The following is a 14,430-nucleotide window of genomic DNA, read 5'->3' as shown; positions in this document are numbered from 1 at the left end:
CTGTACTGACCCTCTCCCTGGTTTTTGACAATTATAAAGACCTGGTGCTGATCATGTTTTTCACCCAGCTGTATTCCATACTGTACAAGCTGGGTAAAGGGCTTCCCCTGCGGGAAACGGCTGCTTTTTTTTATACAACGACCTGCCTCATATTTCCCATTATCGGGTATGAGAACTATACGCAGGACAACCTGCTTGCCAGGGCGTTCATCAAATACATGATTGTTAAGGATGACGTCTATTTCGGAACAGCATTACCGGCAATAGCCAGTTTTGTTACCGTATTGACCTGGCCCCTTTCCGGCAAAAACGGGGTAAATGATTTCGGGGAGGGACTTAACCGGATTGTCTATCATATCAAATCGGGAGAAACCGACAAACATCGTATCGGAATTCTGATCATCCTGATCGGCACCTTCATGTCGATCATATCAAAATATCTTCCGGGCGGCCTGGGCTTTGTAGCGATTTTATTTTACTTCAGTTCTTTTGCCGGCCTGTTGTATCTCTATTACTCTAAACCGTCCGGATACAAGTATACCTTTATCACCCTCTTTCTGATTTTTATTCTTTCCAATGCCCTTGCGACAGGGATGTTCACCATTGTTGCCTACATGGGCATCACGCTTTTCTCGTTTTTTTTTCTGGGCAACAAAACAAGCATGTTCAGGAAGCTGGCTGTTGTGGCCATCGGCGTGATTTTTATTTTCGTGCTGCAGGCGTCTAAAGGGTCCTTCCGGCAAATCACCATGAATACCGGCTACCAGGGAAACAGGGCAATGTTATTTGCGGAACTGTTTATGGAGAACCTGGGTAAAGGAACTGATCTTTTACAGGATGAGGAGTTTTTTCCGCTGTATGTGCGAATGAACCAGGGTTGGAATATTTCCCTGGTGATGAATCGTATCCCCGCAGTGCAACCGCACGATAATGGAAAGGAGCTTATGACGGTTGTTGCAGCTTCTGTAGTTCCAAGGCTGTTCTGGCCGGATAAACCTATGGCTGGCGGCAAATTCAATATGAAGCATTATGCGGGAATGACGATTACCGATTTCTCAACCAATGTAGGCCCGTTGGGTGAAGGGTACGGAAGCTTTGGTCGCCTGGGTGCAGTAATATTTATGGGAGTGCTGGCATGGTTTGTCCGATGGGCTTACAACCGGGTGTTTCAGATCGCTGCAAATATACCTTTGCTCATTTGCTGGCTGCCGGTGCTGTTTTACCAGTTAACATATTCTGCTGAAACGGACACGTTGCAGATCCTGAATTCAATCGTTAAGGGTTCGTTTTTCATCTGGCTGCTGTACAAATTCAGGCCAGACTGGTTTGGTGTGCCCAAACAATCGGGGGTCAAAAAAGTAAATGACAACAAAAAGCTGTGGTACAACTGATTTTCAGGAGGCGTAACGATCGTTCTTTCAGCATAGAAAAAGTTTTCGAAACAGTCCTCCCGTTTCTGCGCGAGCAAATCGAAATTAATATAAAAGAAGTTCCGGTACGGGCCGGGGGGCTCTCCAGTGTCTGGAAAAATATCCGGTCCCTGCGGAGCCTGAAAGGTGATGTGTACCATGTCACCGGAGATATTCATTACGCAGTACTCGGTTTTCCCCGCAGAAAAACGGTACTAACCATACATGATTGTGTTTTCATGCACCAGAGCAGCGGCCTGAAGCGATGGATCCTTAAAAAGATCTGGTTGGACTGGCCTGTAAATCATGCCCGTGTGATCACAACAATTTCAGAGAAAAGTAAGGACGAGATTATATCCTTTACAGGCTGCAACCCCGATAAGATCAAAGTAATTCCGAATCCTGTAAGCGCAGCATTTTCTCCTTCACCCAATAACACGGAAAGAACCCAGCCAGTCATCCTTTTTATAGGAACAAAAATTAACAAGAATCTTGAGCGGGCTATAGATGCTATGAAGGGGCTTGCCATTCAGTTATGGATCGTTGGGCAGGTCACAGATCAGCAGCGCAGGGCACTGGAAGATGCGAAAATTTCCTGGCAGTCATGGGTGGGGGTTTCTGAGGAGAAACTGGTGCAGTTGTATCAGGACTGTGATATACTGCTGTTCCCTTCTCTATATGAAGGCTTCGGTTTACCTGTACTGGAAGCGCAACGCGTGGGGCGGGCAGTGATTACCAGCAATATCATGCCAATGAAGGAAGTGGCTGGAAAAGGCGCCTGCCTGGTCGACCCAAACAATGAAAATGATATCCGGGAAGGATTGTTGAAAGTGATTGGTGATCAGCAATACAGGAAAAGCATTATCCAGGAGGGCCTAAAGAATGTAATTCCGTTCGAAGCCGGAACTATTGCTCAGCAATACCGTTCAGTTTATGCAGGCCTGCTGCAGGAGTAATGCGGAGAATACGATGAAAGACAGAAAAAAGCTGATGATACTCATTGATTGGTTTTACCCGGGCTACAAAGCAGGAGGACCAATCCAGTCATGCACCAATCTTGTGCTGGCATTAAAAGATACATTCAGCATCTACGTTGTCACCAGGAACACCGATCATCTGGAAAATATTCCCTATCCCGGCATTGAGTCCGATCAATGGACAACGTCAGTAATTGAGGGAGTTCAGATCGTATACCTGAGTAAAGCAAACCAGCGCGCTAAAAAAGTCCGGCAACTGATCAGTGAAGTGCAACCGGATTTCGTATACCTGAACCTGATGTTTTCCCCGCTGTTTTCCCTGGTTCCCTTATTCGAAAGGAAAGCAGGCCGGTTGAAAGCTAAAGTGATTATGGGGCCACGAGGAGCTTTGTTTGAAAATGCACTGGCAATTAAACGTTTCAAAAAAACTCCGTTCCTCAAACTGTTCCGGATAATGGGAATCCACCGGCTGATCCGGTTTCATGCCACCAACCAGCTGGAGAAAGAAGCTGTGCTCCGGCATTTTCCGGGTGCAGAAGTGTTCATAGCGGACAATCTTCCGAAATTGATACAGGAACCGTTTCGTTCGGTTGAAAAACAGCCGGGCCACCTGAAGATGTTATTTATAGCCAGGATTCACCCGATCAAGAACCTGTTGTTCCTGTTGCAAAGGCTTGAAACGATGGAAGGATCAATTGAGTTGAATATCATTGGTCCGCTTGAGGATGAGGGTTATTGGACCAGCTGCCAGGCCCAGATCAGGAACCTGCCTCCTGGAATTGTCGTAAATTATCTCGGTGCCATACCCAACCACCAGCTAGCCGGCTTCCTCGAAAAAACACACCTTTTTGTATCGCCAACCAAAGGCGAAAATTTCGGACATTCCATATTTGAAAGTATACTTGCAGGGAGACCGGTACTGATCAGCGACCTGACGCCCTGGCGGCACCTGGAAGAAAAACATATTGGCTGGGACATCTCCTTGAAGGACGAAAGCAAGTGGGCAGCGGCGTTATCCGCCGCACTGGTTTGGAATCAACAGGATTTCGACGGGTACGCCGGGGCCGCCTGGAAATTTGGCGGAAATTTTATTGCTAACCCACGAATGACAGAAGAATATACTTCCCTGCTATCATGAACGAGAAAAAGAAAGTCAACAACAGCCTGTACAGGACAACCCACGATCCTGGTGCAACAAAACTAAAAAGGGCGCTGTGGTACCTGGTTAATGCACTGATTTTCAAAAGTGCACTTTTCGCTGTCAACTCACTCAAGGTCGCACTGCTCCGCATCTTTGGCGCGAAAATTGGCAACGGTACGGTTATTAAACCGGTGGTGAACATAAAGTATCCCTGGAAACTGCAAACAGGCAATTACTGCTGGATTGGGGAGGAGGTCTGGATCGATAACCTTTCCGACGTTACCATGGGAGATAATGTAACTTTGTCGCAGGGAGCGATGCTCCTTACCGGCAGCCACGATCACAGAAGCGAAAAATTCGATTTTCTGACCAGGCCGATTGTCCTGGAAGATGGCGTCTGGATCACTGCAAAAGCCATCGTTTTCGGCGGCGTTACAGCGCGGACGCACAGCATTCTAGGCATAAGCGCCGTTGCGGAAAAAGACCTTGAGCCGTATACGATTTATAAAGGCGTCCCTGCAGTGGCGGTAAGTGAACGGAATATCAGTTAGGCGCTGAGCAAGAAATATGTAGAAATGAAACTGTCGATCATCACGATTACCTATAATAGCGAGAAAACGCTGGCTGATACGATGTCTTCGGTTGCCATGCAAACCTGGAAAGATATTGAGCACATTATAGTAGATGGTCTGTCCACGGACCGCACCCTTGATATAGCAAATGAATTTCCTCATGTCGCGCTGATCCATTCAGAAAAAGATAACGGAATTTATGATGCGATGAACAAGGGCATTGCACTGTCAAGCGGAGATGTTGTCGGAATCCTTAATTCTGATGACATATATACCCATCCGAATGTGCTGGAAAAGGTGGCGGAACTATTCGAAAATCCGGCAGTACAAGCTGTTTATGCCGACCTGCATTATGTAGCAAGCGACAACACCTCAAAAGTAATCCGGCACTGGCAGTCGGGACAGTACCGGATCAGGCGTTTCTTTTTTGGCTGGATGCCCCCCCATCCGACTTTTTTCGTACGGCGGGAGCTGTACGAAAGATTTGGAATTTTCAATACAACATTCCGGTCGTCGGCTGATTATGAACTGATGTTAAGGTTTTTGCTTAAACACAAGGTGCCGGCAACCTACTTGCCGGAAGTAATTGTCAAGATGCGCACCGGTGGTGCCAGTAACGCATCTGTCAAAAACCGGTGGAAGGCCAACAGGGAAGACAAAATGGCCTGGAAGGTAAATGGATTAAAACCTTATTTTTTTACCATCTTTTTAAAGCCGGTTTCGAAGTTGCGTCAGTATTTGCAATTTCAAGGGTAATTTGCACCCCGCCCATAGTAACGTATTAACCATCGCAAGCACTAATTTCAAGATATGAGCAACAAAGTCGCGTTAGTAACAGGAATCACCGGTCAGGACGGTGCTTATCTTACTGAACTTTTATTGAGTAAAGGATATTTTGTTCATGGCATCAAACGCCGGGCATCACTTTTCAATACGGACCGGATCGACCATCTCTACCAGGATCCGCATGAAAAGAATGTTCGGTTGAAACTGCATTATGGTGATCTCACAGACAGCACCAACCTGATCCGTATCATTCAGGAAACGCAACCGGATGAGATTTACAACCTCGCCGCAATGAGTCACGTTCATGTTAGTTTTGAAGAGCCCGAATATACAGCCAATGCTGATGGCATCGGAACACTTAGGATACTGGAAGCAGTACGCTTGCTTGGGTTGACTAAGAAAACCAAAATATACCAGGCTTCTACTTCAGAATTGTACGGCCTCGTGCAGGCAGTGCCACAAAGTGAAACGACGCCGTTTTATCCTCGCAGCCCCTATGCTGTAGCCAAACTCTATGCTTATTGGATCACCGTGAACTACCGGGAAGCCTATAATATGTTCGCATCAAACGGCATACTTTTCAACCATGAATCCCCGTTGCGTGGTGAAACCTTTGTAACCAGGAAGATTACCCGGGCTGTGGCGAAAATTTCGCTTGGCCTCCAGGATAAACTTTACCTGGGAAATCTCAATGCACAGCGCGATTGGGGGCATGCAAAGGATTATGTTGAGGCGATGTGGCTGATCCTTCAGCAAGACAAAGCGGAAGACTATGTGATTGCAACAGGGGTGACTACACCCGTGCGTGAATTTGTGCGCATGGCCTTTGCGGAAGTTGGAATCGAAATAGAATTCAGGGGAAAGGATGAAAAAGAAGTGGGATTTGTAGTTGCCTGCAGCAACCCTGACTACCAGCTGCCAGCCGGAAGGGAAGTGGTTGCTGTCGATCCCCGCTATTATCGCCCGACGGAAGTTGAGCTCCTGATCGGGGATCCTACCAAGTCTCAGACACAACTGGGATGGAAGCCAAAATACGACCTAGCCGGATTGGTACAGGAAATGGTGGCGGCAGACGTGGAGATCTTCCGTAAAGAAAAATTACTGGCCGATAGCGGGTACTACGTCAAAAATCAATACGAATAATAACTGAATGGAAGTACAAGCTAAAGTATATATCGCTGGTCACCGTGGAATGGTCGGCTCAGCCATACGGCGCCGGTTGGAAAAAGCAGGTTTCAACAATTTTGTTGTGAGAACTTCCGCTGAACTGGACCTTCGTGACCAAAAGGCAGTCGCTGATTTTTTTGCCATGGAAAAACCGGAGTATGTTTTTCTGGCGGCAGCAAAAGTGGGTGGCATCCAGGCAAACAATATCTATCGTGGCGAGTTTTTGTATGATAACCTGATGATCCAGAACAACGTCATTCACCAGTCGTATTTGAATGGTGTAAAGAAACTGATGTTCCTGGGCTCTTCCTGCATCTACCCCAAACTTGCTCCCCAGCCACTTAAGGAAGACTACCTGCTGACGGGCCTGCTTGAGCCCACCAACGAACCTTACGCTATAGCCAAAATCGCCGGTATCAAGCTATGTGACGCATACCGGAGCCAATACGGCTGTAATTTTGTGAGCGTAATGCCAACCAACCTATACGGCCCCAATGACAACTATGATCTGAACAATTCCCATGTGCTGCCCGCACTGATCAGGAAATTTCATGAAGCCAAAGTGAACTCGGCGCCGACAGTAACCATGTGGGGAACCGGCACACCACTTCGTGAATTCCTCCATGCCGACGACCTTGCGGATGCCTGTTATTTCCTCATGCAACACTACAATGAAGCCGGCCTTGTAAATATTGGCGTTGGGCATGATATCAGCATTAAAGACCTGGCGATCCTGGTGAAAAAGATCGTTGGCTACGATGGCGAGATCGTACATGATCTGTCCAAACCCGACGGAACGCCAAGAAAACTAATGGATGTGTCGAAACTGAATGCACAGGGCTGGAAAGCGACAATTGGTCTGGAAGATGGAATTCGTGGTGTATACCGGCAGTTTGAGGAGGGACAAGCTGTAGCAATGCGTTGATTACGTTAACCAATCGGCTGGAATTGAAGCTGGTTTGCCTTTTGCATATACCGGTTTTTATTGGGGAGTAACCGCTTTTTTAATAGTAGATTTTCGGGTAATCCGGAATTTAACTATCTTATTATTCGCGTATAAATTCAACGATTTTACTAACGCCGAACAATAGATTGTGAACACGAGAACTCCCCAGACCCCACCCGCAATACTTCCCCGATCGGAGATAAAAAGGCCCAGATGGTCTGTCATGATACCGGCATACAATTGTATTCAGTATATCCAACAGACAATTGAAAGTGTTTTATCGCAGGACCTTGGGGTTGATCAAATGCAGATTGAAGTCGTAGATGATGCCAGCACAGACGGGGATCTTGAACAATTGGTAAAAAATATTGGCAATGGACGGGTAAATTATTTCCGGCAGCCTGAAAACAAAGGCAGCCTCCGGAATTTTGAAACCTGCCTTCAGCGTGCGACCGGCGAATATGTGCATTTGCTCCATGGCGACGACCTGGTGATGGATGGTTACTATAAGGAAATGGAAATGCTCTTTGAGGCGCACGGGCATATCGGTTCTGCCTTTTGCCGGAACAGTTTTGTCGACCGGAATGGGACAGAGACCGGACGTACTAAATTATTGTTGCAAAACCCGGGAATACTTCCGAACTGGCTCGAAAAAATCTCCAGGGCAGTTTATTGCCAGCCGCCCGCTGTAACGGTAAAACGCTCAGTATATGAAGAACTCGGCGGTTTTTTTGGTGGCCATTATGGTGAAGATTGGGAAATGTGGTGCAGGATTGCTGCACATTATCCGGTTGGCTATTCCCCTGTTTGTCTCGCAAAATACCGGTCCCATCCCAGGAACATCAGCAATAAATCTCATCGAACAGGGCAAAGCCTGAAAGATATACAGCATTTCATCAAGATCATACAGAACTATCTTCCCGCACGCATCAGGAAAACATCCAGGAATGCAGCCAGGGAAAACTTTTCCAATCATTTCGCCGTAATCGCATTCACCAATTTTTATGGCGACCCTTTCCGCTACCTTGTACTTTCTTTTAAATCAATGCTGATGTATCCCAGCAAAAAATCGATTTACTTCTTTTCGCGGGTAACATTGAGGTTTTTAAGCGGGGCCAGGAAGCAGGCAGACAGTACGCAGCAATAGTTTTAGTATTCTACTGCGCCGATGTCGCGTTTGCCGACTATTGGCTTTCCATAAAAATCGAGAGCAGGCAATAGGCCCGATATTTCTGTTGCAAGATCAATCACCGGCGAATTCTGCAGAGGGATATATTGCAGGTTGAGATTCGGGTCTTTAAGTACATTGTTTGCCGGGGTTTTTCCGAGATAGGAAGATTGAGTGCCAATCAGCACATTGTTCTTCACGTCATAAACTCCCAGCAGCTGTCCGCCCACAAAACGAATAGCGCTGCCCCTGTCCATCATTACGGTATTATTGTAAATCCGCAGGTTGGTAATGGGAGCATCTCCTCCTACGGTTATTCCACCATAATGTGTTCCCTTGCGTCCATCATTGTGCGAAATATTGTATCGGACAATATGGTCCTTCATGCCATTGGGATTGCCATACTCATATATCAGGTAGCCGGCGCCGTCATTTTCATACGAATAGTTATACTGCATCGTACAGTTCCAGCTTCCGCCATCAATATCAAATCCGCCCCCATCTCCGTTGGTAATGGATATATTCCTGTAGGATTTTGAATTTTGAATTGTCACATCCACTGCACTGGCTGTCCAGATTCCAATATTGCCACTGCCATTTTCCCAACCGTTATAGGCAGCTTCACAGGAATCTATTTTCCCGCCAACAACATTGGTTAAAAATATGCCGTGGCCGGAATGAGGATCGTAACCTTTAATTCCCCTGTTGCTGAAAGCCACTGAGTTCCTGATGATGATGTCCTTGTTTTGGCGGCCTGGCCAGGATCCGGCCATATTGATGCCCGCATATCCGTTGCTGTCAGTCTGGCATTGGTTTACCAGAACATGATCAAACCCTCCGGCGTAGCTCATTGACGCCTCTTCACTTTCCCAAAGTACAGTCGGTGACATGGCCAGTCCTGATTCTATTCCTGAACGGGAATATCCTTTCGCTATTATTTTCTCAAATATGAAGTTCGCATGACGGTTCCCGTCATCTGACCACAACCGGATGCCTGAATTCTCCAGGTTAATGCTCATCTCACCTGAACCCTGCAATTCAACATTCCTGATCGTAATATTACTATTGTTGTATAGCGTAATTCCGCTTTTATTTCCACTGTTGATTTTCCCGCCGGTGATGGTGATAACACTATCTTCAGTTCCCGACTCTGTAAGCATCAGTGAACCGTACAGGGTGCCAACTAAATTGATGGTATCACCGGGACTGAACGTAAATTCATTTGCCTTATCCAGACTCCAGGGCTGGTCGGCCGATTTACCGCTATTAAGGATACTTCCGGACTGGCTCACATAATAGTTGAGCTGTGGAATTGGTTGGGTAACCGTGGGTTCTGTAATTACTGGGAGCAGTTCATTGTTTTCAACTTCCTTACTGCAAGATGCAAGAAGCAGCAGGGCTACTACGTACCGGATTTTCATGGAATTTGGATATTGGATTTAATTTCTCAACCGTCCAGTTACAACGATGGAAATTCAAAGTTGATTGTACTGGAAATCCAATATTTTTTCCGCTAATTGAAAACCCTTAGGATGATTTCAAGCTCCCGATGGCTTTTTTGATAAGTCGTTTCAATTGTAGGACCAATGGCTGCCTGCGTGGCCGCAGTGCCTGCTGAAGCAGGCTTTGAATTTTTTTATTTTCATTTCGCTGTTCAAGAAGCCACCCTTGAAACCAGGATAGGAAAAACAACCGGACAGTATCGTATTTTCCCGTTGCAGTAACATCCTGAACCAGCGATCCAATCCGCTGACGATAATTATTATGACATGACCGGGAGATATAAACTGTTTCTGTGAGATAGATTTTACATAGAAATGCCTGGTCCTCGTACATCTGGTAAATTCCATCAAAATTTTCCTGGAAGCCGTTTACTTTCTCCCAGGCAGATTGCTTAATCAGAATAGCAGAAGGACACGGAGCACTTCCTGCTCCAAGCGGATAGAGCAAACTCAACAGGTCGGGCGGTTGCATCAATCCCTCCAGTCCATCCCCCACTTCAATAATATGATCAGCATGCGGGGCATCATTCCAGGAGTTCCAGTAGTTGGACGCTTCGCATAACATAGATATCCCGGGATACCGTTGAATAATGCCAACCTGGTTTTCCAGTTTGTCTGCATACCATACATCGTCAGCATCAAGCAGGGCAATCCATTCACCGGTTGCTTTCCGGATGCCGCTGTTACGACTTGCACTGAGGCCTTTATTGGCATGACCCGGGTGATCATAATAGAAGATTTTTCCGGGGTGGGCGAGCACATATGCCTCAGCGATCTGCCGGCTATTATCAGAAGAGCCGTCATCGATGAGGATCAGTTCCCAGTTGGAATAGGTTTGACCAATTACGCTTGCAATGGCTTCTTCCAGAAATCTTTCTTCATTGAGAAAACAGGTGACAACGGTTATCTTGATTTCAGGCTGATCTGGCATAGTCATGCTTGTCTGATAGTGAATGGGAATTTCGGGCGGACAGCACCCATCCATTGCCCATACCAGTTCATATTTTCCCTGAAATCCTCAACCTCAAAATGAATACACTCCTCCAGGTAAAATACCTGAACCGACGTGTCCTTCATAAAGATGATAGATAGATAATAGGAACCATTATTCAGGAAATTTCCCGGAATCCGGCATTCAGCTTCAACCAATCCTTCATGACAAACAATAGAAGGGGAGGCAACATCGAAAATGCATTCTCCGGTAAGGGTGAAAAGGTGGAGACCCACGCTGAGATCCGCGCCATCTTCATAATTCCAGAATCGGATAGTACAGGTAAAAGGTGTCCTGATGTCAAGTGGTGTACCCGGTGAAGATTGTTGCGGAATCAGCGAAACACTGTTAACCTTTAAGGATGGTACTCCCGGCGCCAACTCCGGCTCCTGCCAAAACGCATGTAGATTGGTTTTCTGCATTCCGGTGAGATAGGTATTCACGACGGTGTGTACATCACCTATCGCAACTGCCCTGCCTCCATTCAAATAGACAGCTTTGCTGCAAAGCTGGTTAACTGCCTGCATATTATGACTCACGAACAGGATTGTCCGGCCCTTTTGGGTGGTTACTTCCTGCATCTTCCCCAGGCATTTTTTCTGGAATTCTGCATCCCCGACAGCCAGCACTTCATCAATAATCAGGATGTCAGGCTCGAGAAATGCTGCCACTGCGAACGCCAACCGTACATACATGCCTGAAGAATAGCGCTTTACGGGCGTATCAACAAATTCACCGATTCCTGAAAATTCAACGATATCATCAAAATTGCGGATGATCTCACTCTTTTTCATACCCAGTACATAGCCGCTCAGGAAGATGTTTTCCCGGCCCGTGAGTTCATCGTGAAAACCTGTCCCGATTTCAAGGAGACTGCTGACCTTTCCTTTACCCAATACCTGACCCGAAGAGGGTTTAATGATTCGGGAAACTATTTTAAGCAGCGTGGATTTCCCTGCCCCGTTTGGCCCGACTATTCCCCAAACCTCACCTTCGTTGACATTCAGGCTGATATCGTTCAGCGCATAAAAGGCGTTGCTGTTCGACAAACCCGGATTATGCGTATTAAAAAAGCTGTTTTTTGACCGCATAACGGACCCGGACCACCACCGCTGCAAATCCTGGCGGAAAGAGCCTGTTCCGATCTTCCCCCTATGATATATTTTTGACAGATGGTCAATTTGTAAAACCGTTCCGGCCATGCTTTTTTACTTCTACCTTAATAGGCAATTAGCTAAAATAATAATATTGCAGCATATTGTTACACAACCCTCAAATACCTGAATCGCAATGAGTCAGAAAGAAAACTGGGATTGGAAAATCACGGCGGATACCAGTTGGCTGGGTGTCTCTGTAAAGGACCTTATCGACCACAGAGACCTGTTGTGGGGATTTGTGCGGAAAGACTTTCTCAACTCTTATCAGCAAACGCTGCTGGGACCGCTTTGGATACTGTTGCAGCCGCTGCTCGCGGTGTGGGTTTATGTTCTGGTCTTTGACAGAATTATCGGCGTTTCCACTAACGGCGTTCCGGCATTCCTGTATTACCTGATTGGCTCTACATTATGGACCCTGTTTTCGGATATTTTCTCCAGCTCCTCATCAGTTATTGCAGGTAATCTTGAGGTCTTCAGTAAAGTTTATTTCCCGAGGCTGATCGCCCCGCTTTCCGGTATTCTTTACAATTTTCTGCGCTTCACCATCCATTTTATTTTCCTCCTGCTGGTAACGGTATACTATAAAATAACAGGTGGTATTGACTTTAATCTGTTTCGCCTTTTTTTAGCGCTTCCGGCAGTAATTGTGGTGGCCGGAATTGCTTTCGGGGCTGGTCTCATATTTTCCATTCTGACTACTAAATACCGGGACCTTAACGGATTTGTTTCCCTTTTTCTGCGGTTACTCATGTTTCTTTGTCCGATCTTTTACACAGCTTCCAGTGTTCCTGAAAAATTGAAACTTTTTGTGTTTCTGAATCCACTTACAGCCCAGTTTGAATTGTTCCGGTATGCCTTTATCGGGAAAGGGCAGATAATGGGGTGGGAATTGATCTATAGCGTGGGGATTATGGTACTTTTGGTTACCATGGGCATCTTGTTTTTTAATAAGATGACGGACAGATTAATAGATGTTGCTTAGTATTAAATTGCCTTTTCACCTATGTCTTTAAACCCGAACCAGCCATTGGTTACTGTTATTATAACCTGCTATAACCAGGGTCGTTACCTTACCACTTCTATTGAGAGCGTCTATTCTCAATCACTCAAGGAGTCCGAGATCATTTTGATCGACGACGGTTCTACAGATAACACACGGATTGTTGCTGAAATGTATCCGGATGTCAGATATGTCTACCAGGAGAATCAGGGCCTTTCTGCAGCGCGCAATACCGGCATAGACCATGCAAAGGGAAAATACCTTGTGTTCCTGGATGCTGACGACTGGCTGTTACCGCAGGCACTGGCCATTAATCTCAGCCTGATGAGGGGTGATCAGCGGGCAGCTTTCGTGTCTGGCGCATACCAGCTCTATTATGAAGACAGGGATCAGTACCAGAATGTAAATAATGAATACGGACCTGATGCCTACCTCAGTTTGCTGAGAGGGAATTTCATCGGAATGCATGCAACAGTGATGTATGCCCGATGGGTTTTCGATTCTTTTCGTTATGATACCAGCCTGAGTAACTGTGAGGATTATGATATCTACCTGAACATTGCCAGGAAGTTTCCTGTGTTGCGGCACCAGCAGGTGATTGCGGTCTATCGTTATCACCTGGGAAATATGTCAAAAGATTATCCGCGTATGCTCAGGGGAGCATTGCATGTGATGAAAAAGCACGAGAAGGACCTACGTACTGAAGAAGAAAGAGAAAGTTATCTGGCAGGAATAGAATCCTGGAAGCATTTTTATTCAAAAGAAATTCTTCTTCGTTTACAGAGTGTCAGGAAACACCTGAGTGCAGAAGCGATTGACCGTGACCGCGAAACCCTGAAGGAAAATAGTCCGGAGTTGTTTGCAAAGCTTACCAGGGATGAGCGAAGTATTGAGAAAAGAGCCCGGAAAGGCATCCGCATGTTGGTTAAACGCCTGTTGCCGGTAGTTATCGTCGAGAAGCTGAAACGGAAACCAACCCGGCTTACCGACCTGGGGGTTGTGCCGTTAAGCACTGATTTTGGTTACGACCGTGGTGGGCCGGTTGACCGGTACTATATTGAGGACTTTTTGCAGCGGCACAGTGGATTGATCAGGGGAAGGGTGCTTGAAATCGGCGACAATGACTACACCTTAAGGTTTGGTGGAGGGAAAGTTGACATCAGCGATATTCTGCACGTCGACGCATCCAACCAGGATGCCACTTTTGTAGGTGACCTTACTGATGCACCGCAGGTGCCCGGCAATGCCTTTGATTGTATTGTGTTAACGCAAACACTCCACCTGATCTACGATTATAAAAAAGCTGTTGAAACCTGTTATCGCGTGCTTAAGCCTGGCGGAGTGCTGCTGGTTACCGTTCCGGGGATCAGCCACATTGGCCAGGATCAATGGGGAAAATACTGGCAATGGTCATTCACCAATAATTCGCTGAACCGGTTGCTGACCGATATTTTCGGTGAAAAACAAGTGAAGCTGGAGACCTTCGGAAATGTGCTGGTGGCATCCGCGTTTCTTTATGGAGCAGGACTTCCCGAACTTACCAAAGAGCAGATGAACTATCACGACAAGCATTTTCAGGTAATTATCGCAGCAACAGCTTTCAAAAAATAGAAC

13 protein-coding genes are annotated in these 14,430 nt (G+C 46.4%); 10 read left to right on the top strand and 3 right to left on the bottom strand.

The window, feature by feature from the left end:
• The first annotated feature begins 53 nt into the window (after positions 1-53).
• The 8 genes from FPE01S_RS21715 to FPE01S_RS21680 all read left to right on the top strand — a co-directional run bounded on the left by FPE01S_RS21715 (position 54) and on the right by FPE01S_RS21680 (position 8,145).
• Entirely contained in the window at positions 54-1,391 is a 1,338-nt protein-coding gene (locus FPE01S_RS21715) for a hypothetical protein (protein ID WP_046371160.1), read from the top strand.
• Complete coding sequence (locus FPE01S_RS21710) at positions 1,379-2,365, top strand: glycosyltransferase family 4 protein (RefSeq protein WP_046371159.1); 987 nt, start codon at positions 1,379-1,381, stop codon at positions 2,363-2,365. The genes FPE01S_RS21715 and FPE01S_RS21710 overlap by 13 nt, the downstream gene beginning before the upstream one ends.
• Before the next feature lie 13 nt (positions 2,366-2,378).
• Positions 2,379-3,524 (top strand): glycosyltransferase, encoded by a 1,146-nt coding sequence (locus tag FPE01S_RS21705; protein WP_169749205.1) that lies wholly within the window; start codon positions 2,379-2,381, stop codon positions 3,522-3,524.
• Positions 3,521-4,078: a WcaF family extracellular polysaccharide biosynthesis acetyltransferase gene (locus FPE01S_RS21700; protein WP_046371158.1), complete on the top strand. Its 558-nt coding sequence runs from the start codon at positions 3,521-3,523 to the stop codon at positions 4,076-4,078. The genes FPE01S_RS21705 and FPE01S_RS21700 overlap by 4 nt, the downstream gene beginning before the upstream one ends.
• A gap of 24 nt (positions 4,079-4,102) precedes the next feature.
• On the top strand, positions 4,103-4,855 hold the full coding sequence (locus FPE01S_RS21695; RefSeq protein WP_046371157.1) for a glycosyltransferase family 2 protein: 753 nt from the start codon (positions 4,103-4,105) through the stop codon (positions 4,853-4,855).
• 54 nt (positions 4,856-4,909) lie between these two features.
• Positions 4,910-6,028, top strand: coding sequence for a GDP-mannose 4,6-dehydratase (gene gmd / locus FPE01S_RS21690; protein ID WP_046371156.1), 1,119 nt, complete (start codon positions 4,910-4,912; stop codon positions 6,026-6,028).
• 7 nt (positions 6,029-6,035) lie between these two features.
• The gene (locus FPE01S_RS21685) at positions 6,036-6,977 is read left to right on the top strand and encodes a GDP-L-fucose synthase family protein (RefSeq protein WP_046371155.1); all 942 of its coding nucleotides are present in this window, start codon (positions 6,036-6,038) and stop codon (positions 6,975-6,977) included.
• Positions 6,978-7,146: 169 nt separating this feature from the next.
• Positions 7,147-8,145 carry a glycosyltransferase family 2 protein gene (locus tag FPE01S_RS21680; protein WP_046371154.1) on the top strand — a complete coding sequence of 333 codons (999 nt, stop codon included), beginning with the start codon at positions 7,147-7,149 and terminating at the stop codon, positions 8,143-8,145.
• A gap of 2 nt (positions 8,146-8,147) precedes the next feature.
• Here FPE01S_RS21680 and FPE01S_RS21675 read toward each other — a convergent pair whose 3' ends face one another.
• From FPE01S_RS21675 to FPE01S_RS21665, 3 genes are all read right to left on the bottom strand, one after another.
• Positions 8,148-9,587, bottom strand: coding sequence for a hypothetical protein (locus FPE01S_RS21675; RefSeq protein ID WP_046371153.1), 1,440 nt, complete (start codon positions 9,585-9,587; stop codon positions 8,148-8,150).
• A gap of 106 nt (positions 9,588-9,693) precedes the next feature.
• Complete coding sequence (locus tag FPE01S_RS21670) at positions 9,694-10,599, bottom strand: glycosyltransferase family 2 protein (RefSeq protein ID WP_046371152.1); 906 nt, start codon at positions 10,597-10,599, stop codon at positions 9,694-9,696.
• Between the two features lie 2 nt (positions 10,600-10,601).
• Positions 10,602-11,708, bottom strand: coding sequence for an ABC transporter ATP-binding protein (locus FPE01S_RS21665; protein ID WP_245624046.1), 1,107 nt, complete (start codon positions 11,706-11,708; stop codon positions 10,602-10,604).
• A 241-nt stretch (positions 11,709-11,949) separates the two neighbouring features.
• On the opposite strand from FPE01S_RS21665, the gene FPE01S_RS21660 reads away from it, so the two are divergent.
• Both FPE01S_RS21660 and FPE01S_RS21655 read left to right on the top strand, forming a co-directional pair.
• Positions 11,950-12,798 (top strand): ABC transporter permease, encoded by an 849-nt coding sequence (locus tag FPE01S_RS21660; protein WP_046371150.1) that lies wholly within the window; start codon positions 11,950-11,952, stop codon positions 12,796-12,798.
• 21 nt (positions 12,799-12,819) lie between these two features.
• The gene (locus tag FPE01S_RS21655; RefSeq protein WP_046371149.1) at positions 12,820-14,427 is read left to right on the top strand and encodes a glycosyltransferase; all 1,608 of its coding nucleotides are present in this window, start codon (positions 12,820-12,822) and stop codon (positions 14,425-14,427) included.
• The last annotated feature ends 3 nt before the right edge of the window (positions 14,428-14,430 follow it).

This window comes from Flavihumibacter petaseus NBRC 106054, assembly GCF_000974785.1.
In the GTDB taxonomy this organism is placed as follows: domain Bacteria; phylum Bacteroidota; class Bacteroidia; order Chitinophagales; family Chitinophagaceae; genus Flavihumibacter; species Flavihumibacter petaseus.
The sequence above is the reverse complement of the archived record's forward strand: the minus strand, read 5'-3'. Positions and strand labels throughout refer to the sequence as shown.